Source organism: Acinetobacter sp. GRABPA_MV_2, assembly GCF_056725885.1.
Genome location: NZ_JBWZNA010000007.1, coordinates 91,943 through 114,331 on the forward strand (window position 1 = coordinate 91,943; position 22,389 = coordinate 114,331).

Annotated in this window: 15 protein-coding genes and 1 pseudogene; 15 read left to right on the forward strand and 1 reads right to left on the reverse strand. The window is 35.6% G+C overall.

Translation table 11 applies throughout. The annotated features are described in order from the left end of the window. Positions 1-2 precede the first annotated feature (2 nt). The 7 genes and pseudogenes from ACXM0J_RS08530 (at position 3) to ACXM0J_RS08560 (ending at position 12,639) form a co-directional block, all read left to right on the forward strand. Positions 3-4,808: an RHS repeat-associated core domain-containing protein gene (locus tag ACXM0J_RS08530; RefSeq protein ID WP_479750396.1), complete on the forward strand. Its 4,806-nt coding sequence runs from the start codon at positions 3-5 to the stop codon at positions 4,806-4,808. Next, complete coding sequence (locus tag ACXM0J_RS08535) at positions 4,808-5,113, forward strand: hypothetical protein (RefSeq protein WP_479750398.1); 306 nt, start codon at positions 4,808-4,810, stop codon at positions 5,111-5,113. Before ACXM0J_RS08530 ends, ACXM0J_RS08535 begins: the two co-directional genes overlap by 1 nt. Positions 5,114-5,261: 148 nt before the next feature. After that, a complete protein-coding gene (locus ACXM0J_RS08540; RefSeq protein ID WP_479750399.1) occupies positions 5,262-5,468 on the forward strand; it encodes a hypothetical protein in 207 nt (68 codons plus the stop codon). A gap of 173 nt (positions 5,469-5,641) precedes the next feature. Next, positions 5,642-6,094 carry an SUKH-3 domain-containing protein gene (locus ACXM0J_RS08545; RefSeq protein ID WP_479750401.1) on the forward strand — a complete coding sequence of 151 codons (453 nt, stop codon included), beginning with the start codon at positions 5,642-5,644 and terminating at the stop codon, positions 6,092-6,094. Between the two features lie 104 nt (positions 6,095-6,198). Further along, positions 6,199-6,537: pseudogene (locus ACXM0J_RS08550) on the forward strand (hypothetical protein); the annotation flags it as partial. Between the two features lie 345 nt (positions 6,538-6,882). Next, positions 6,883-9,669 (forward strand): DUF2345 domain-containing protein, encoded by a 2,787-nt coding sequence (locus ACXM0J_RS08555; protein WP_479750403.1) that lies wholly within the window; start codon positions 6,883-6,885, stop codon positions 9,667-9,669. A gap of 3 nt (positions 9,670-9,672) precedes the next feature. Further along, positions 9,673-12,639, forward strand: coding sequence for an ATPase (locus ACXM0J_RS08560; protein ID WP_479750405.1), 2,967 nt, complete (start codon positions 9,673-9,675; stop codon positions 12,637-12,639). Between the two features lie 2 nt (positions 12,640-12,641). Here ACXM0J_RS08560 and ACXM0J_RS08565 read toward each other — a convergent pair whose 3' ends face one another. Further along, positions 12,642-13,646 carry a formylglycine-generating enzyme family protein gene (locus ACXM0J_RS08565; protein ID WP_479750407.1) on the reverse strand — a complete coding sequence of 335 codons (1,005 nt, stop codon included), beginning with the start codon at positions 13,644-13,646 and terminating at the stop codon, positions 12,642-12,644. Between the two features lie 742 nt (positions 13,647-14,388). Between ACXM0J_RS08565 and ACXM0J_RS08570 the strand changes: the two genes are divergently transcribed. The 8 genes from ACXM0J_RS08570 (at position 14,389) to ACXM0J_RS08605 (ending at position 22,376) form a co-directional block, all read left to right on the forward strand. Next, complete coding sequence (locus ACXM0J_RS08570; protein WP_447511520.1) at positions 14,389-15,078, forward strand: hypothetical protein; 690 nt, start codon at positions 14,389-14,391, stop codon at positions 15,076-15,078. Positions 15,079-15,094: 16 nt separating this feature from the next. Continuing rightward, positions 15,095-15,598 (forward strand): type VI secretion system contractile sheath small subunit, encoded by a 504-nt coding sequence (tssB, locus tag ACXM0J_RS08575; RefSeq protein ID WP_005041656.1) that lies wholly within the window; start codon positions 15,095-15,097, stop codon positions 15,596-15,598. Continuing rightward, positions 15,591-17,072, forward strand: coding sequence for a type VI secretion system contractile sheath large subunit (tssC, locus tag ACXM0J_RS08580; protein WP_032003316.1), 1,482 nt, complete (start codon positions 15,591-15,593; stop codon positions 17,070-17,072). Before tssB ends, tssC begins: the two co-directional genes overlap by 8 nt. A gap of 49 nt (positions 17,073-17,121) precedes the next feature. Beyond that, a complete protein-coding gene (locus ACXM0J_RS08585) occupies positions 17,122-17,625 on the forward strand; it encodes an Hcp family type VI secretion system effector (RefSeq protein WP_016141469.1) in 504 nt (167 codons plus the stop codon). A 78-nt stretch (positions 17,626-17,703) separates the two neighbouring features. Further along, positions 17,704-18,180, forward strand: a complete 477-nt coding sequence (tssE, locus tag ACXM0J_RS08590) for a type VI secretion system baseplate subunit TssE (protein WP_002048404.1) — start codon at positions 17,704-17,706, stop codon at positions 18,178-18,180. Positions 18,181-18,196: 16 nt separating this feature from the next. Beyond that, a complete protein-coding gene (tssF, locus tag ACXM0J_RS08595; RefSeq protein ID WP_057085972.1) occupies positions 18,197-20,008 on the forward strand; it encodes a type VI secretion system baseplate subunit TssF in 1,812 nt (603 codons plus the stop codon). Next, the gene (tssG, locus tag ACXM0J_RS08600; protein WP_213688485.1) at positions 19,972-20,970 is read left to right on the forward strand and encodes a type VI secretion system baseplate subunit TssG; all 999 of its coding nucleotides are present in this window, start codon (positions 19,972-19,974) and stop codon (positions 20,968-20,970) included. The genes tssF and tssG overlap by 37 nt, the downstream gene beginning before the upstream one ends. Then, entirely contained in the window at positions 20,967-22,376 is a 1,410-nt protein-coding gene (locus tag ACXM0J_RS08605; RefSeq protein WP_479750410.1) for a hypothetical protein, read from the forward strand. The genes tssG and ACXM0J_RS08605 overlap by 4 nt, the downstream gene beginning before the upstream one ends. Positions 22,377-22,389 lie beyond the last annotated feature (13 nt).

Genomic DNA, 22,389 nt, shown 5'->3' on the forward strand with positions numbered 1-22,389 from the left:
AAATGTCTGGAAAAACAGAAGTTGTTAAGCCATTAACAGAAGTTGCTATTAAAGATGTTAGTCATTCAAAACAAAAAATAGATAATTGGTTAAAGAGTCATACGCATCAAATTGTGACATTAGACTTGCTCGCCAGTGTAATGGGGACAGTTCCAATTATTGGAAATGTGATGGCTGCTATCGATGTGGTTTCCGACATTTGCTATATCTACGATAAAGGTTTTCAAAATGCCGATATTATGGATTGGTCCACAATGGGTATTGACCTTATTGGGATTGCACCTGTACCAGGAACAACAGCAATTCGTATGTCTGCTCGTCCAGCCCTGTTTCTAGTCCGTCAAGAAGTTAAACGTGTGGGTAAAGCTGCTTTAGGAGAAGCAGTTATCGTAGTGATCTCCAATCATTTAAATGATCAGGTTGCTGGACAAATTGATAAATTCTGTAAAACAGGCCTACAACAGTTAAATTCAATTTTAGCCACTTGTGGTGGAACCGTCCAAAATGCCACAACACAAATTAATGGTGGAATTGTTCGAGTTGTAACAAAAGGCCAAGTATTTACAAATGCGGGGTCAAATGCAAACCGAGCTCAACAGCAAGCTGCTGGTGTTATTAAAGGAATAAAAAGTGGTGACTTAACACGAGCTGGAAAAAACTTGGTTTACATGACCGAAAACTTGGGAAAAGCTCTTATTAAAACAGGAGCAAACTCCAATGCTAAAGTTGTTACCTCTTTAGTTCCAGCACATTTAAAGCAGCCGATATTAAATGTGGGTGCAACGATTAATAAAATTGGTATCACTGCCAATACTAAAATTAAGGGCTTGGGAAATACAGCGCAGCCGCAAACAATTGGTTGGTTATTTGAAATATTACGTTTAAGTAATGCCAGATTTAGAAAAAAAGCCTCCGGCCAAGTTAAGCCAACCCAAACCACACAAGTCAGACATGACAAGAAGAATGATAAGTTAGAAAAGGCAAATACTGAACATGCTGCGACTCATAATGCGAATGCATGTAAAAACTGTAAAGGGGGGGCGACTAAACGATCGATTACCTTTGCCATGGGTACTGAATTTTTAAATCATACCGATGCACAAATTCATCCATTATTGCTAGAGCAATTTTCGAGAACGTATGTATCAAACTTATATCAATATGATCAATCGATTTTCGGAGCGCGGTGGATTACACCTTTTACAACCAAGATTGCTCGTTGTTCTCGTTACAACATTAATGAACCTAAAGAACCGATTGAGCAAGAGGGCTGGGAGTATATTGGCAGCGATGGCCGTCCTGTTCGCTTACCAGAGCTAAAAGTTGGGCAGAGTTACTATGATGAAGTAGAAACTTTTACTTATACAGTTGTCTCACCTGAAATTAGAGCAATTTCATATGGTGTTTCAGAAACTCGCTTCTATCAAAAATATAAAAATGAGTTTCGTTTAGTCTCCATTGAACGTCAAAATGGATTTAGTATTGGGCTGCGTTATGACCATGAATTAGAAAATGGTGATAGCTATTTATCCGACATTATATTTAAACAGCAACAACAAACACTGGCGCATGTTGCATTACAAATTAATGATATGCAGAAAGTTGTTGCAGCTTGGTTGGTTGAAGATGGTCAACTCATTAGACAACTATCAGCATATCAATATAACGAGCAAGGCGATTTAATTAAGGCAACCAATGAGTTTGCTGCTTCTTATGAATATCAATACCAAGCTCACTTATTGACTCGTTATACCGATCTTACTCAAAGAGGAATGAACTTAAAGTGGGATGGAAATTTACCAAGCTCTAAGGCTATAGAGGAATGGGCTGATGATTATAGCTCTGCGACTAAATTAGATTGGGATGAAAACATTCGCGTAACTTCAGTCATGGATATTGATGGTAACGTGACTGAATACTATTATGGTATTACTGGTTATACCTATCGAATTATTTATCCAGACAATTTGCAAGAATGGTTCTTTAGAGACCAAGCAAAAAATATAACATCGCATATTGCTACAGATGGAACTGAAACATCGTATACCTACGACGAACGCGGTAATGTCTTAAGTATGGTTCAGGCCGATGGCTCAACCTTTTATTATGAATATGACGAAAAAGATAATCTGACCGGTTTTGTTGACGCTGAACAGGGGCGTTGGTTTAAAGAATACGATGCTTCAGGAAATATAATTAAAGAAATTGATCCGCTGAAGCATGAAACAGCCTATACCTATAATGCGATGGGATTGGTAACCTCCATTAAAGATGCTAAAGGCGGTAAGAAGACACTTAAATATGATGATCAAGGGAACTTGGTTACTTATACAGATTGTTCTGGTAAAGAAACGCACTGGCATTATGATGATCGCGGGCGTGTCAAATTTATTGAAAATGCTTTAAAGCAAAAAGTTGAATATTTCTATACGGAATTAACTGCTGAACCAAGACAGCCTCTAGCAAAAGGCTTACCGCTGAATGCTTTTGGACAACTCGAGAAAATTAAACACGCTGATGGAGCTGAAGAGCATTTTATTCATGATGAAGAAGGTCGATTATTAGTTCATATTGACCCTAAAGGCCAGCAGACACGTTATGAATATGATGCGGCTGGTTTAATTACTAAGCGTATTGACCCATTAAATCAAACCTTAAAATATCAATGGGACCGTTTGAGTCGCTTAAAACGTTTAACTAATGAAAATGGTGCAAGTTATGAATTTATTTATGATGTTGCGGGTCGATTAGTAAAAGAAATTGATTTTGATGGCAAAGAAACTGTTTATACGTACGATGAATATAATGGTCGTTTAACTAGTAGCATTGAAGTCGCTTCTGCCTATGGTCAAGATTTCAAAGATCGCGCTGCTCCTAAAGACCGTATTCAGCAATTTATTTTTGACAGCATGGGACGTTTAGAACAACGTACAGCAGGGTATGGTTATCAAGGGCAAGAGCTTGAAGAAAAGCAAACAGAAGAATTTTCCTATGATGGCTTAGGTAATCTAGTTCAGGCTAAAAATGCCGAAACTAACTTGCAATGGTTTTATGATGCAGCAGGCAATTTAATTAAAGAACATCATCAAGATGTTGTAACTCAGAAAACTGCTGTGTGGAAACATGTTTATGATGAATTAAATAATCGAACCACAACCATCCGACCAGATGGGCAGAAAATAGATTGGCTCACTTATGGAAGTGGACATGTCTATGGCATGGCTTTAAATGGTGAAGATGTTGTTAGTTTTGAGCGTGATGATTTACATAGAGAGACATTACGACACTATGCAAATGGTCTTAGTCAACAACAACGTTATGATGAGGTCGGGCGCTTAACTCAGCAATTAATGTTGAATGGACATGACAAAGGCTATCAGGCCCAAACTCAAAATAATGCCATCCAGAATACCAATCAATTGATTGAACGCTTATATCACTACGATAAAACAGGTGAGTTAACGCTCATTAAGGATACTCGTCGTGGAACCATTCATTATAAATATGATCCTGTTGGGCGTTTATTAGAGGCAACCAGTAAACTTGGAAAAGAGACATTTAATTTTGACCCAGCAAGTAATATTCTAGATCGATATAACAGTACCAAAGAGCAATCTTCACAACATATTGCCACTGAAAATGGTCTTGGTTATAACCGCTTAGTCAATAACGTCGTACAAGAATATCTTGACCAGCAATATCAATATGATGCTTTTGGGCAGCTGATTCGACAAAAGTCATCACAAGGTGATTTAAATCTTGAGTGGGATGTGTTGGGACGTCTTGTTCGTAGTAGAAACAATCAATACACGGCGGATTATCGTTACGATGCTTTAGGTCGACGTATTCAAAAAACCAGTAAGCATCACCATACAGGTCAAGAGCAGAACATTATTTATGGTTGGGATGGTGATACTTTAGCGTATGAATCTAGTGCTGATTTAACAAAACACTATTTCTACGAAAAAGATAGTTTCGTGCCTTTGTTACAAGCGGCGTATCATCACCCCATTGAGCTACATCAAACCCAAGACTGGTCAGATAAAACATATAGTATTTATAAAGATCCACTATGGAATACGGTAAAACAAAGCCAAGGTTTTGATGATGTATGGTTCTATCACTGTGACCATTTAGGTACACCGCAAGAAATGAGTAACCAGACAGGCGCCATTGTCTGGAAAGCTCAATATAAAGCTTGGGGTGAGTGTAAGGTAGAACGGGCTAAGTCAGATTTCTTTGAAAATTCAGAAATTATTAGTAATAACATTCGTTTCCAAGGTCAGTATTTTGATGGCGAAACAGGGCTTCATTACAACCGTTATCGTTATTATTCGCCGTATGTAGGGCGGTTTATTAGTAAAGACCCGATTGGATTATTGGGTGGATTTAATGTGTATTCTTATGTACCGAATCCAGTAGGCTGGGTTGATCCTTTTGGTCTATCACCTAAAAAAGGGAATAGTCAAAAAGAAAATAATAATACTACCTGTACAATTGGTAAGATGATTCGTGTAAGACACTACACGAATAGAAAGGGTTCGAATGCAATTGAACTTACACAGAAAATACTTGCTGTAGATAATAATAGAGTATATGTTGAGCCAGCGAATAAAAAACCTTTATCTCAAATTGAAGCTGAAGACAAGTATCAGATTAAACAAGGTAAAGGAAGAGATTATGTTGAGTTTGATGTTTTAGAAAGTAGAACTGAATGGGTTAAGAATCCACGTTACCATAGAGAAGAACTTACCATTAAAGGTGATGTAATTAATCCGTGTAATTTAGTTGTTAATAGGAGAAGGTAATGTTAGAAGCTAACAAAAAATTGGTATATACAGGTGATGAAGTCTTGAGTGTTTTACAAGAGATAGAGTTTATATTAATTTCATTACATAAAATTGGGTCCTATTATGCTGAAACTCTGCCTAATTCTTATGAAGAATATGCAAAAGAAACCACTAATTTTATAGATAATAATAATGTGTGTGATAGGTTAGCTAATGTTAGAAAAGTTTTATCTCGTAAATTTAATAATGATCTAGGTGTGGATAATATGTCTGATATTGAAAGAGCATTGGAGAATATAGATTTCTGGGAGGCCGGAAAGTAAATTTAAAAGAATATAATTATGATATCTAATGATTAATTTAAATTATTAATTAGATATCATAGAGTATTTTTAAGTAATTATTAGGAAAAGACATGAAGTAAGGCTTCAGTTTAAGTAATTACATAAATATTAGGCTTAATAGTGGAAAATGAATATTTGGTGGAATATTGATATTAAAGATGGAGTTGTTAGTCATGACTCCATTTCTTGGATTGATGATAATTTTGAAATAAATGAAGATACAGTTTTTGACTTGTCTGAAGATTTATTACAAATTTCTTTTAATAACAATAAAATGTTGGATGTCGGGTGGTATCCAGATCTAGAGGTAGATGGTTTTTTAAAATTGTATTGATAAAAGATATGAATTGGGACTCACCTATAATTGAAAAAGAGTGTGGAGATATAAAAAGTTTAAAGGAAAATATATCAAATATTATATCTAATAATATTTAGGTAGTGAACACGTTACTAATTTTGGGGGTGAACCCCTCTTTAATATATAAAGCATTAATAGGAAAGAACTGGATGCAAGAATCCAATTTTGATTTAAGTGCCAATATTGAGGAATATTTAGTCAATTGCGGTTGGTATACAGGAAGAAAAATAGATAGTGAACACATCATAGAAGCATGGAAAGCGGATAAATATAAAATTTTTAATTCTGCTATAGTTTTTGTCCAAAGTTTTAATGGACTAAATATAGCTCATGAGGCATATAGAGGAAAAGAAAAAGATTTTTCGTATTTTAATTCTATTAAAGCAACAGAAGGTATAGATCCTGCCTGGATATTTGAAGAGTATTCATTAAAGGCAGGAAGTGACCTTTTACCAATTCGATTGGGCTATAGTGAACATTTAACATATTTTATAGATCCATCATTTAAGTTTTATGGTGGTTATGATGACTATTTTTGCAAAATTGGGGATTCAGTTAATAGCTTTTTTAATAATATTTTTTATGAAAAAAACTTTATTTAATTGTAAGTAATTAAAAAATTAACAGTCAAATACTCTGAAAGTTTTGAATGTTAATTAATATATAGTTGAAATATTCATGACTTTTTAACTAGTTTGTAGGTTTTATGAGCTTTTATACAATTTATCCATCTGAGTATATTGGTAGAGATTTTTCTTTTGATTTGAAAGGGAAGCAAGAAATTGTCATTGATTATTTTAAATTTGACTTAAGTAATCAATTTTTAAAAAATCCTAGAATAAATTTAGATTATGATAATATTTTTTCTGATCAATTAAATGAGATATTAGAGACTGATTTTTATTATTCATCTTCTGGAATTTTACTATTTTCAAAAAGATTTTTTAATGAAATGAAAGAAATTCTTGAAGATGAGTGTGATTTCTATAAGTGCTATGTGAGGAATAAAGAGGTAGATATTTATGCTATGTATATTAAGAGAAAAAACAATTTATTAGATGAGGATGACTTCATAAAAAAAGATCTTGTAACAGATGACTTTTTTATTGCTAGAGATACGGATAAACCTTATATCTATGTAGTAAGTCAAAAATTTGTGGATGCTATTAATAAATTTAAATTAAAAATTAATTTCTTAGAATACTAAAATATTAACAACTTTTAAAAGTGAATTAATAGCGTAAGTTTTTAATTCACTTCATATCTTTATTACGTTTATTATCTTCATTCACTCTTGTATTCATATGGTTAAGTTTTTCTTTATAAAATAGACAGATGTTTCTGTATTTTATAAAATAATGCCAATCCTGACAAAGTTTTCATAAAAAAGATGTTATCTCATATACATAGAATTCTAGAAGATTTGGGTATCAGCTCGCAAAAACGCGTGCTTCATGTTCAGTTTTCTAATCCATCATTGAATACTCAAGTCTTTTTACAAATTATCGAAGGGCAGCATCAGTTAAATGAAGGACTGACTGCCGATTTATTTTGTCTTTCTACCAATGCCCATATTTCATTAAAACAATTTATTGGTTGTCAGGTTGCAGTCGATCAAGTAACTGATCAGGGGCAATTATTTAGAACTACAGGAATTATTACAGAAGCCAGTCAGGGGCAGAGTGATGGTTCATTAACATTCTATAAACTGAGATTACAAGACCCGACCGCGCTATGGTATAAACGCCGAAATAGCCGTGTATTTATGAATAAAAGTGTACGGGACATTACTGAAATTCTATTTACTGAGTGGCAGAACAAAAGCCCGTTGTTTGCTTCTGGCTTAACTTTGGATTTAAAAGGTCTAACCGAAGACTACGATGTTCGACCTTTTATCCTGCAAAGTAACGAAACGGATTATGAGTTTTTAACTCGACTTTGGCGTAGTGAAGGCATTAACTGGTTGGTTGATGAAACTCAGCTTTGGGTCGCTGATAGCTCGGATGAGATTCAACCGCAAAAATTACGTTTAATTGATAATAATGAATCATATTTAGCATTAGACCGAAGAAATATCCGTTATCACCGCAGTAGCGCAGTTGAACAACAAGACAGTATGACGAGTCTTGTGCCAACTCGAAGCTTGCAATCTACAGCCGTGCATGTGCAACGCTGGCAGGCTGATGCTTTAAGTCAAGAAGAAGGCATGGGTAGTGTTCAGTCAAAGCATAGTCATAGTGCTAATCAGGATAATGCGAGTTTAAGTTTAGAACAGGCATGGCATATCAGTCCTGCTTGGATGCAAGACTTAAATGGGGAAGACCAAGCCACTGCATCAGGCCACCAGCAGTTAGAAAAACTCAATCAGAATCTATCTGATTATTATGCATTTCAATCAAAATATTTCCGTGCACAAACTACGGTACGTGATGCGCAAGTTGGCTATTGGTTTGAATTGGATGAACATCCAGAAATAGATACGCATAACGGATCAGACAAAGAGTTTCTGATTGTTGGGAAAAGCTTCTATCTGCAAAATAATTTGCCTAAAGATTTGCAACAGCAAATCAATCAACTTTTTAGTCAAAGCCAATGGCAAAACAATCAATCAGGGCTAAATGACCAGACTGAGCGTCAGGGTAATGAACTCATCTTGTCGCGTAGAAATATTAAAACTGTTCCTGAGTATCATCCGTTAGAGCACCGTCCAGCCGCTTACCCGCAGCGTGCTAGAGTAGTGGGATTGGACGGCGAAAGTATCCATGTTGACCAATGGGGGCGTATTAAAGTCCGCTTCCTATTTACCCGAACTGACGACCATAGCCATGATGGTGGAGCAGGAAGTAACGACAATGACACCGACTCTGCTTGGGTAGATGTACTCACCCCGTGGGCAGGCGCGGGTTATGGTGCACGTTTCTTACCACGTGTGGGTGAGATCGTGGTCATCGACTTCTTTGACGGCAACATTGACCGTCCATTTGTGGTGGGGCGTATTCATGAGGCTGAACGTCACCCAACTCAGTTCGATCAGAAAGGCCAGTTACCTGATACTAAAAAACTGAGTGGCATTCGCTCCGAAGAAGTCGACGGCAAAGGTTTTAACCAGCTACGCTTTGATGACACCACAGGGCAAATCAGTGCCCAACTACAAAGTAGCCATGCTGCAAGCCAACTCAACTTGGGTAACTTAAGCCATCCAAAAGACAAACCAGAAAGCGAAGGCCGAGGTGAAGGTTTTGAACTTAGAACCGACCAGTGGGGTGCGGTAAGAGCTGGTAGTGGCTTACTCGTTAGTACCCACAAACAGGATCAAGCTCAAGGCGGACATCTTGATGCAAATGAGGCTAAACAGCAAATCGAAGGTGGCCTTAACAATGCCAAGGCACTTAGTGAAGTAGCTAAAAATCAGCAAACTGACCCGTTAGATATGCTTGAGAATATTCAGACTTTTTTAGAAGTTCTTAAACAAGAAGATCCTAAAAAGGCTGCTGAGTTTCAATCAGCAGTGATGCTGCTGGCATCTCCAAAAAGTATTGCTGTAAGTAGTAATGAAGATATACACCTTAGTGCAAATGGACAGCTCACTCAAAGTGCTGGAGATAGTATTAATATTAGTACGCAAAAGAATATAGTGAGTCATGCGAGTCAAAAAATAAGTCTGTTTGCCGCGCAAGAAGGTGCTCGGCTTTTTGCTGGTCAAGGTAAAGTTGAAATTCAGGCACAAGGTGATGCCTTAGATGTCATTGCTCGAAAGGGCGTACAGATTACTTCAACTGAAGACACGGTCTTTATTACTAGCCCAACTGAGATTAATCTGACAGCAAACGGATCTCAAGTTAAGCTGAATGGTTCAGGCATTTTCCCAGTCACGGGTGGTAAGCTTGAGGTGAAGGCTGGGCAGCACTTGTTTATGGGAGGGGCTAAGGTGGCAACGCAAAGTCCTGAGTTGGCGATGTTACCTGACTACCATTTAACTTATATAGCGAAAGATTTGGATGGAAATCCTTTGAAAAATAAGAAGTATTTGATGATTTTACAAAACGGAGAAATGGTTAGTGGTGTAACGGATGGTCAGGGTAAAACCCAGAAAATCACAACCAAAGGACCTCAGAAAATCCAGATTAGCTTAGAAGATCATGTTCATGATGGTTTTGTAACTTTTGAAGAAGAATAAGTGATGAATAAGATTAAATTAAAACTATTTATTAACGTGTTGCCTGATAATGATGCGATTGCTTGTCATGGCATGCTTTATTCTGTAACGGAAAAGGGTAGAAGACCTGGTGAGGCAAATAAACTAGCTATAGCAATAGCGAGTACAAAAAGTCCTAAGCCTCTTGTGCAGCCATTGGATATGAAATCCATATATAAGAAGAACACTCAGATTACTGGCCAAGCAATAGCGAAAAATATGGCAAAGTATAAAGATACACAAGAAAGTATAACCCTCGTTCATAACAGAGAAGACAGAACTGATATGAAGGGTTTTACCAAAGAAATGTATTTGCCAGTTGGAGAATATGATCTTTGGATTAAGCGAAATGATTCTGAATGGGAAAAGGCCATCAATATAAATGGTGCGTCAGGCATTCAGATAAAACAAGAAAATCAAGGAGTAACCACGATAGAATATCAGATTAAGCAATATTACCGCTATAAAATAGAAGGTTTTAGAGGCTCTAAATTATCTGATAATATTTCATTTGAAACTTTCACTTTTGACAAAGAGGGTAAAGAAAAGAAAATTAGTTTACCGAATGTCAAAGTGAAAATCGTAGATAAAAATGGTTTTACACCACCTCTGTATTCACCAAAAGGTGAAGTTATATTTGTAAAGTTTAAGTTTATAAATATGGATGTCCAGCCAGATAAAAAAGATATACAACATTTCACCACAATTAGTAAAAATAATTATGTCACCGTTCAATTAAAATCTGTTGCTAAAACCACTAAGCAAAAAGAGAATACGACAGTAACATTACAGGGAAATGGAAAACCTCCTGTTATTTTAAATATGCATAGAGAGGAAATGATTGTTCTTTCGGCAGAGGACTATGCTGAGTTTGAAAAAGAAAGTTCAAAATTAGATAAATTATTTGGTAATTCTTTTGATGCTAAAAATAAATTAGCAGAGGCAATAAAATCTGGTAGTGTTTCTAGTGTTAAAAAAGCAGAAGATGAAATAAAAGAAGCAGAGAAGAAAATTGAAGAGGAGCTAAATAAAAACTTCAAAAAAGCGGCTGACTTGACAGAGGTTATTACTTTTGAGGCACGCCAAAAGAAAAATCCAAGTGGTAACACGCAAGAGTTTGATTTCAGACGTCGATATTTACGTACTGATAGATATATGCAATTACAACAAAAGAAAAAGAATAAAGAAAGTTTTAAGGTTACAGTCTTAGGATCTGAATTAAAGAAGCTTAAAGATATAAAGCAAGACTTTAAGAAAATTAATGAACAGGCTATTCATAATGAGTTTAAAAAAGTCAGTCTAGATTTAGCTAAATATTCCAAGCAAACTGGAATAAAGGTTTGGGACTTCTCTGCTTTTAGTGCAGGTTTTGTTGAACAAATTAAACTTTCAGATAGTTTAACGGTAGATATTCAATCTCAATGGTTAAGATGTGTTGGTGGTGCTGGTTTCTCATCAAGTGCGAGTTGGAAACCTGAAAGTGGGGAAGTGAATGCTAAGGCAAATGTGAATGCCCAAGGTAAGCTGGTTTTGTTTGAGGGGAAAGCAAAAACTACCTATGTTATTCCCTGTGATAAAGGTTGGATGCTGAACTTTGAAGATATTGATTTAGGGGCATTCCGGTTTATTGTTGGCATGGAGCTCTATGGTTTTGCTGGTGCAAAAGTGGCCGCAGGAATTGGTTTAGAGATCAGCTACAGTAAAGATGGTCAACAACAATTAGCTGCCAATGGTAGGCGAAACCGAAATCCTTCACTCGCCAATAATATGGGGGAAAACCGCCCAAGATTTGTACCAATGGATCGTGATGAAAGTATTATTCCTGGTAGTGGTGCAAGTTCTGAGGGGCAAATTGAGGCATTTGCTGGGGCTGAGGCAGGTATCAAACCATCGGGTGAATTTCAATGGCTTTCACCGGAAGCTAAAGATTTTAAACCTTTAGCGAGCTTAGCTGTTGATTTTGCTGTAAGTGCAGGTTTAGGGGCAGGGGTAAATTTTAAATTATTTTATTGGTTAGAGCGAAATCAATTCCGTTTTAGAGCAAAGGCTGCTTTATGTGTTGGATTGGGGGCAAAAGGGGCGCTAGATTTTGTAATTGATTTTAGCCAAGTTCTTGAAGTACTAAGATGGGTACATTATCAACTTAGTCGTGCGCAATTTAAATTACTAGGCTTCATTGCTGAAGACGCCTTTAGAAATTTAAGTCGATTGGCTGTCATTGTTTTAGGGAGTGATTCAAGAGTAGCGCAAGCTTTAAATGATGTTACCGGGGAATTCCAAAAGTTTAATATGAAATATTCCATTGCGGAAAACTCGGTTGATCTGGCGAATAAAATTAAACGACAATCACCATGGTTGAAATCTGCTACTCCTGATGCAAAAGGCATGTTGATCTATCAAATGACACGTCATAACAAAGTGACGCATTGGGTGGATAAACCTAGTTCTCCAATTTCTCCGTATTTACCAACGCATAAACAGGCTGTTATTGCGATTTTTGAAACCATTGCAACAGAAGGAGAGTGGTTTAATGTACTCCAAAGAATTTCAATTGATGGTGCAAAGTCAGAAGTAAGTATTAAGTATTTAGAAAAACAACTTTTAGTTTTTTTACATGATGGGGCGTGGCAACAATTAACTGATATTGTAAAAGAATATACTTTTAATTCAGATACTGTTGGTCGTGGAAGTGAATATGTTGATCAATATGAAAAATTACGCTCTAAAATCGTAAAAACTATTCCCTTACATGAAAAAGCACCAATGAATAATCCTAGAGAGTTGAAAAAATTAAGAGAGAAAATGATTGAACAACCAAGTATTATCAACGCAGATGCTTTGGTTGCCTTGAACACAGAAACAGTACCATCTATTGAGGTAGATGGTACTGATGCGGAGTTATTTATTGCAGCAAACTATGAACAAAATTCGGATGGCTCATATACAGCCTAAAGTTATTTAATTGGCTGTTGGATGTTGGCAACACAGCGCACTCCATATAAACGATAAGTCATTTTATTCTCTTCATTTGATTTGGGTTGAGCGTGCGCTCTTGCTATATTGAGTCCATCAGCCATCATTAAATTATCTGCACCCATAGGAGCTGTACTACGCAATACTTTTTCAGTTCCCGACTTAGGTCCCGTTGGGTTATCAGTAGGTGAGTGTTTATAATAATCTTTATCATACCAATCATTCATCCATTCATAATTATTGGTGACAAGGTCATAAAAACCTAACGGATTTGGAGGTGTTCTTCCAAGTACTGGAATTTCAAGTACTGAATCAGGGTTATTACTATGTCTATAATTGTCATATTGATTTAGTTTCCATAAGTTCTTCTCCGGCTCCACTTTTCCTGTATCGGTTGCAAAAGCTGTGTATTGACCTTTATTACGAGCAACATATTCCCATTGTGCTTCAGTCGGCAGGTCAAAAGACGTACCTACTTGTTGGCCTAGCCATTGGCAATAATCTTTGGCTTGTTGCCAATCCATTCCTGTCGCAATTTCATGGGCGATCTCTGGAGTAAAGAGTTCATTGTAATAGCTCTTAGGTTGTCCGGTTGCCTCAGTAAAAATATTAAAATCTTCTAATGTTGTTTTATAGGCACTCATATTAAAGCTACTCAGTGTGACTTTATGAAGTGTTTTATTATCGGCCCCTGGAGAGAATGGTTGGTTACTAGGTTTTTCAGTATTACCTTTAGGATTTTTTACTGCCATGCTATCAGGTACAGTTTTTTCTAATTCAGCAGTTACTAGCCCAAAATCTCCCATGAGATAGCTACCACCTTCGATAAAAATCATATTCTTTTTCGTTTTCTCAACTAATTTCTGAATTTTTTGCTCCAGTTCAGGTGAGGGCTTTGTTTGTTTTTGATTTGATTCAGTAGATTTGGCACAAGCACTTAAAGCAATGCTTGAAAATAAGATAACAGCTATATTCCGTTTCATCATTTTGTTGAAAATCATTGGGTTGTATATATTAAATGTATACTTTAAAGGAAATCAAATTTGCTATAAAGAAGTATTATGTTAATGCTTTCTTTAAAAGAAATACGTTCACGTAAATTTCCTTCGATCAGAGAGGTTCTTGAGAATCTATATAGATTAAAAACTTTAGTTAGGGGGGAATTATACAAATGTTACTCAAAGTTGTAATAAGAGTATCTGGTGTCTATAGGAACTTCTCTTTTAGCAAGTTGCCAAGTAAATTAAAACTGAAACAAAATATACTAAATAGACTGATTAGTCTTGACAATTTTATTTTTATTAATATTGAGTTTTTACTTTCATAAATTCGAAATGTATCTTTTACAATCATTTAATTCGTTTATCTTTTAAATTAAATAAAATCTTTTTAAGAAAATGTTTCATAAATCTTAACTAAGCGATATTTATAATAATTTTTAGCTTAGTTTTAATTTTTATTTAATCCATTAAATTCAATAACTTATTTTTAATTACAAAAAATAACAATATTATATTTTTATAAGAATAACTTTATTAAGCTATATTTTATAAGCATCTTAACTATTTACTTTTGGTTTAAGTTGATATGATTTTTATATAAAATATGTTTGTTTATATGATAAACTGCGTCTAAATTTTTTGAATATAAGGTTTTTAGACTGATTCTTTAATGTTTTAAGAATATTAACTTTTCAGTAAAGCCTTGAATAAATAAGAAAACAGAGGAATGAAAGTTGTGTTGAAACGAAGTATTTTGATACTTTTTTTGACTGGAAACATTATCGGTCTATCATATGCTCAAGCAGCAGAACTAGAGCCTGTAAAACTTAAAAAAAGTTGTATTAAGAAGAACCCTTTAGCAGAAGGCCAAAATGATCCTGAGCTATTGAATATTTTTAAACAAGTTTGTGATAGCGATAATACAACTCAAAAAAATGATTTATTAGCTAAAGCTGCTATGCGGTTTTATCAGACCAATCAACCAGTTAAAGCATTGAATTTAGCAAGTCAACTGCAAAGTCAAAATATACGCGGTTCATTAATAACAGATGTTTTATTTTTATCTGGTGTGAGCATTGCAAATAATTCTTTGCAGCAAATGCGTACTCAGGAAATGAGATATTTAAGCAATGATGTGACTTATCCTCCTGCAAAGCAGTTAATTGAAAATATTCATACTGCTATGCCTGCTCCAGCTCCATCGAGCTTTAAAGCGAGTTCTGATAGTAGCTCGGATGATAATGAAAAGAGAAGTTATAAAAAACAGTATGTAACGCGTAATAAAGCGAGTAATTCTCGAACTTCAAATAAACGAGTATCAAGCCCAGCAAAGACGACTACAGTAAAACCTAAAACTGCACCTGCAGCCACTGTTAATAAATCAAAAAGTTCGCCTTTTGACCCTTTAATTAAATAATCCGGAATAGAATCTTATGGCTAAGAGAGAGAGCGTACAAAAGAAGCTTCAGCGAATTCGACCTCCACGTGTTCAGCTTACATATGATGTCGAAATTGGTGATGCAAAAGAAGCGAAAGAATTACCATTCGTTGTAGGTGTGATGGGTGATTTTTCAGCTGCATCTGAGCTTGAGCGTACAAAATTAAAAGATAAAAAATTCATTAATGTTGATTTAGATAATATTGATGAAGTTATGGAGTCTTTGTCTCCAAGAGCTGCTTTTCAAGTAGATAATACGTTAACAGAAGAGGGTGGTAAGATCGCTGTTGATTTAACATTTAAATCAATGGAAGATTTTCGTCCAGAAAATGTGGTTCAACAGGTTGATCCATTAAAGAAACTTGTGGAAGCACGTGAGCGTTTAACTGATTTAAGAAACAAAATTTCTAACAGTGAACGTTTAGAAGATTTACTTGATGAAGTTCTTAAAAATACAGATCAGATTCGTAAATTAAGTGCGGAGGCTGATCATGAATAATACTCAATCAGCAGCAATGCCTCTTGTTGAAAACGAACAGGTTAATCTCTTAGATTCGATCGTTGAAGAAAGCCGTATTGCCCGAAATGAAGAAGAACATTCGCGTGCAAAAAGCTTAATCGGTGAGCTTGCTAAAGAAGTAATGGCAGGAACAATTACCGTTTCTGAAAATATGACTTTATCGATTGATAAGCGTATTGCAGAAATTGATGCTCTGATTTCAAGTCAATTAAGTCAGATCATGCACAATGAGCAATTTCAAAAAATTGAGTCGACTTGGCGTGGTCTCTATTATTTCTGTCAAGAGACACCATCTAACCCTCTTATTAAAATTCGTATGTTGAATACGACTAAGAAAGAGTTGGTAAAAGATTTCCAAGGCGCTACAGATTTCGATCAAAGTACCTTATTCAAAAAAATCTATGAGGAAGAATACGGATCTTTTGGTGGTGCACCATACTCTGCGCTCATTGGTGATTTTGAATTTGACCGTACACCTTCTGATATGTATTTGCTTGAGCAAATTTCTCATGTGGCAGCAGCAGCCCATGCGCCATTTATTTCGGCCGCTAGCCCAAGCATTCTTGGTCTAGAGTCATTTACTGATATTGACCGTCCTAGAGATGTTTCAAAAATCTTTGAAACAGCTGAATATGTACAATGGCGTTCATTCCGTGACAGTGAAGATGCTCGTTATGTTGCTTTAACATTGCCACATGTGCTTGGTCGTCTTCCTTATCATCCAAAGGAAGGAACAGCTACTGAAGGTTTTAACTTTGCTGAAGATGTTTCTGGCGCAAACCACAATGAATATTTGTGGATGAATGCTGCTTATGCTTTCGGTACTCGTTTAACAAATGCATTTGATATGCATGGTTGGTGTGCTGCAATTCGTGGGGTTGAAGGCGGTGGTTTAGTCGAAGGCTTGCCTGTACACACTTTTAAAACACAAGATGGCGAAGTGGTATTCAAATGCCCAACCGAAATTGCAATCACTGACCGCCGTGAAAAAGAATTAAGCGATTTAGGCTTTATTCCTTTAGTGCATTGTAAAAATACTGATTACGCTGCTTTCTTTGGCGCGCAATCAACTCAAAAACCTAAAAAATATGACAATGATACAGCAAATGCTAACTCTGCTTTATCGAGTCAAATTCAGTACATCATGGCCGTTTCACGCATTGCTCATTATTTAAAAGCAATGATGAGAGATAAAGTGGGTAGCTTTGCTTCTGCTGGAAATGTTGAAGCATTTTTAAATGAGTGGTTGTCACAGTATGTATTGCTTGACGATGGCGCTTCTCAAGAAGCAAAAGCTCAATACCCTCTACGTGAAGCGTCTGTAAAAGTTGTAGAAGATCCTGCTCAACCAGGTCACTACAAATCTGTGGTTTTCTTGCGACCACACTTCCAGCTGGACGAGTTGTCAGTTTCTTTACGACTTGTCACTGAGTTACCTCAGTCCTCAAATTAATAAAGGTCAGCGAAAGAATAACTTTAAATTACAAATAGGAAAGTTCTAAATGAAAGATATATACGTTGAGTTTCGCGGTAAATACAAAGTTGATGGAGAGTCTCGTGACGCTGAGCACAAAGGCTGGTTAGAAGTTAACTCATGGTCTCATAACATTCGTCAACCTAAATCTGCTACTTCAAGTAGCGTTGGTGGTCATACTGCTGAACGTGTTGAACATTCAGATATGGTTTTTGTTAAAGATTTAGATGCAACTAGCCCGAAATTATGGGAAGCATGTTCAGCTGGTTATACATTTGATGAAGTACAAATCGACTTCTACCGTGCAAATGGTGATAAGCGCATCAAGTACTTACAAATCAAATTGAAACATGTTCTAGTTTCTAGTGTAACTCCAACAGTTAATGAAGAAGGTGTTCCAACAGAAGCGTTTGGTTTGAAATACGCAGCTGTTGAATGGACTTACAATCAACAAGATATTAACGGTACTGCTAAAGGTGCTGTTACTAAGAAATGGTCACTTTCTAACAATACGGCTTCTTACGCAGCGTAATTGTTTAAGTGAATATTTGGTGGAGGCTGACTTAAAGTTAGCCTCTGCTGTCTTTAAGTATGCTTGTTGTGAACTCGAATGAATTTAGATCGGCTTTATCCATATGGATTTCGTTCAACTTTGTTTGACCGCTTAATTCCTGAAAGTGAAGATTATGCAAAAGGTCTTTCTATTCAGCAATTAAGAGAATCAGTAGCAAAAGATTTAGAAGACTTGCTTAATAGTCGGGTCGCTAAATTGGATCATGTAGTTGATGATTACCCGCTAGTTAAAAAATCTATACTTCAGTTCGGTATTATTGATTTTGTGGGGCTTTCTACAGCCAATCCGCTAGATCGTGACAAGATTTGCCAATCTATTGAACAGTCAATTGCAGCTCATGAACCTCGTTTAAGACAAATACGGGTAGAGATGTTGTTGGATGGGCACAATATGGGGGCATTGTGTTTAAGTATTCAGGCGTATCTAAATATTCATCCACTGTATGAACCTGTCGTTTTTGATGCATTGTTAAAACCGACAACGCAGCAATATGTAATTTCAGCGAGAACCTAGGCATAGTGGGTGTGTTGTGATAGAAGAGCTTTTACCTTTTTACGAAAAACAACTACAGGAATTTGGTCAGCAATCTCGTGAATTTGCTCAAAAATATCCGAAAATTGCTCAGCGTCTATCTTTAAATCAAGAGCAGATCGATGATCCGCATATTGAACGTCTTATACAGGCTTTTTCATTAATTTCGGCTCGTATTGATAAAAAACTAGCTGATAGTTATGATGTATTTACACGTTCCTTATTTGAGGTAATGTTCCCTCAATACTTACGTCATTTTCCTGCTTGTTCAGTAATAAGTTTTGAAGATATAAATAAAATAAAGCAGCTCACAGACGCGCATATTGTTCCTGCTCACACAGTCTTGAAGTCACGTAGCTTTAAAGGGGTTCAGTGTGAGTTTAATACTACCCAAGAAGTCAAATTACTCCCTATAAATTTACAAACGCTAGAGTTTAAAAGTACACCTAGTGCACACATGCATTTAAGTCAAAATGCGACTTTAACTTTTAAGTTTGAAATTTTTAATCATGCTCATGTATGTTTAATAAATGAAAAACTACCTATTTATTTAGATGCAATTTCTAATTTTCCACTTCAAGTACTAGACAGTATTTTTAAGAAGGGAACAACTTTTGCTATTAAAATAGGACAGAAAATTGTTGAACTGGATAAAAATCCATTTGAGTTAACAGGTTTTTCCGAGCAAGAAAGTCTATTGCCACTCGATCAGCATACTCATCATGCTTATCGTTTGCTGATGGAGTATTTTTGTTTCCCTGAAAAATTTAATTATCTAAAACTCGATTTAGGTTTTTTAAAGCGCTTATCTCTAGAAGATAGTAATTTTGAACTGCTTATACATTTTAAATTAAATTTAAATGATCAAGCTGTAGTGCGAAATTATTCTGAATTAAATGTCGCTAATTTTAAATTGTTTACTACCCCAGTTATTAATTTATTTGAAAAATATGCTGAACCACAAAAAATTGTACATAAGCAATTAGAATATCCGCTGATTACAGATGCTCATCATCCTGAGTTTTATCAGGTGTATTCAATACTTGACATGAATATGGTTCGTGAAAAAACGAGTCAAGAAGAAAGCTATGTTCCGGTGCTGCCTTTTTTTGCCATGAGTCATTATCATGCTGACACGGCGCGTTTTTTCTATTCAGTGAACTATCAAAAGCTACAACCCAATTTTGTCGAAATGGGTTATTCAATTATTTCTAAAAATTTAAATCCTTCGTCAACACGTTCGGATTTTATTAGTACAAAACTATTATGCTCAAATCGTGACTTGCCGCATGAAGCATTAGGGCAATCCAATAATATATTAAACCTTAATGATAGTAGTCTGGCTCGTCGTGCCATTGTTTTAAAAAGACCTACGAAGCCTTATCAATTTGGTCAAAGCCAGAGTGAGCAGTGGCGTGTTATTTCACACCTTTCATTAAATAGTTTAGCGTTAATGAAAGGTGATGCGGTATCTCATATTAAAGAATTACTTGCTTTATATAACTTACCTTTATCAAAAGAAAATTATCTAATTATTGAATCAATCAAACATCTTGAATTTTCACTTACTCACAAACTTGTAGATGGAAAGCCATTCCCAATGTTTGTAAGAGGAGTAAAGGCAGAGTTACAAATTGATTCATCGGTATTTAGAGGTCATAGCCTATACATTTTTAGTCAGTTATTAAGTCGTGTTTTTAATTTAAAGGTTCAAATTAATAGTTTTGTTGATTTGGTTGTTAAGGATTATTCATCTCAGCAGGAGTTATACCAATGCAGTCAGAACGTTGGTGGCAAGACTCTTCTGTAACAGCTGAGCTCTTTACAAAACCAAAGTCTTTTGAGTTTATCCAAGCAACACGGCTATTAAGACACGATTCAAGTCGTACAGTTAGTTCATTTTGGAGTGATCATTTTAAGTTTGAGACATCTTTTAATTTAAATTTTCCTGCTACAGAGATTGAAAATTTAGAACTAACGGACGACCGGATTTATATCACGAATTTAATCGTTGGTCTTACGGGTATACAAGGTGCTTTACCTTATACGTATACGAATAAGATTAAGCAAGCTCCGCGTCAGCAACGAGCTGAGACCAAAGAGTTTTTAAGCTTATTTAATCATAAGCTTACTGCTCAATATGTAGAGTCTAGTATTACTTATAATCTGCCGATTAGATATGAGATAGAGCATAAAAATGACTATTTAGATATTCTGCATGCTTTGAATGGTTATGTGCGTTCGCAGCATCAACAAGCTGATCTTGATGAATATTTTGCAGAATTCTCTGGATTAATGCAGGGGCAAAATAATACAGTTCATGCATTAAAAACGATGCTGTCGTGTATTTTTAAACATGAAATTACGATTAAAGAATTTGTACAAGAATCATTTAAGTTAGCGAGTGATCAGTTAACAACTTTAGGTGGAAGTCAGCCGAGCCTACTTGGTGTTAATACTTTTTGTGGGGAAACCATTCAGCAGATTGACGGAAAAATTGAAATTCAAATTGGACCATTAAAACGTCATCAATATCTCAGTTTCTTACCAAATCAAGAGTTAAGCTTAAAGCTTAAAAAACTTGTAGAAACGTGGTGTAGTCCAACTTTATCAATAGATTTACGGCTTATCTTGGATGAATCAGAAATACAACCTATTTGTCTCACTCATAAGAATCAGAGTGGGTTAGGGCAGGGTTCTTTTCTCATATCACGACAACCAAAAGTACATAGTCATGAAACCTGCTATAGCCTTATTGGAGAGACAATATGATTAAAAAAATATTACTCTCATTCATTGCTATTTTTTCAGTGGTTAGTGGAATAATTATTTTCTACTGGCGCGATGTTCAATATAACCCTGATAAAGGAGATTTTTTCCTTTATTTCTTAGTTTTACCAGCAATAATTACATTGGTGATTTTATCGCCATGGTTAATTTATAGCGCTTATACAACGTATAAAGACAAAAAAGAGCAAGCTATAAATCAAGATAAAGATGACGTTAATTCAAAACAAACCGCGGTAACTGATCAACCATTAGAACAGCTAGATTTTAATATTTATTCTGGTTTTGCTTTACATGCTTTTGGTGAGAATGAAAGCATTATTGAGCAGCTACAAAATTTTAGAAGTCCAGAGCTGGATGATCAACTGTTAAATTCTTACGGATTACCTCTTTTATCTTACCGTATTAAAGATTTGGATGAAGAGAATCATGAGGAGAGTGATTACTCATCTCCACGACAAGTTCGTATGATGTCATTAATAAGACAGCAACTCGATCAAAATATAGAAAATTTATATCTTCTAGCTGAGCATTTAAAGCGTTCAACTTTATTTTATGAGTCGCAGCAAGCCCTTGAATATCATATGCATCCGGCATGGGTAAATCCCGAGTCTGAATATGACGATGTTGAAATGCCGATCGTAGAAGTTTATCGCTTAAATCGCTTAAATCTACACATCCTTCTTTCGGAGGATTTGTTACATATCTGGAATGATGACCACAGTAATGAATTAATTTTAGAGTTTTTTACTGAGATTGGTATTCCTGCTCAAAAAATCCATATTGAATATCATTTTTTTGGAGAGCAACTGGCTTACCAAGAGTTAATGCATTTATTAAAGGGTATTCATAAAAGAGAGCATGAGATGTTCTTTTTGGTCGTGGCCGATTCGGAAATTGATCAAGATCTAGTTGATGAAAAATCTTGGATGATTAAAGATTATATTCCTGCTGAATTTGCAGCAAGCTGTTTACTCGCAGATCCTTTAGTAAAAATTCAAGAATTAGAACCGACTAAAGTACTGAAAGTGGTAGTAGGTCAACAAGATACAGCGAAGCTTTTTAATAATTTTGAATTTAATGATTTACCTCAGCATGAAGGTGATGAGCCTTATGTACTGATTTTGTCAGATCAAACCGATATAAAAGTTTCGAAGAAATTGCAACAACACTTTCTTCAAACGCCTGTAGAACCGCATCACTATATTTATGTGAAATCTTCATTAGGGCATACCCAAAATTTAGCTGATATTTATGGCTTTATGCTGAGCATGCATTTCCCTGAACATATCATTCCTTTTGTCTTTGGAGAAAATACGGTGTCAGCACATACGTTTGTGCAGAGTATCACTGAAAACACAGAAGATGATGCGATGGTGTTGAATAACTAATTTAAACTTTGGA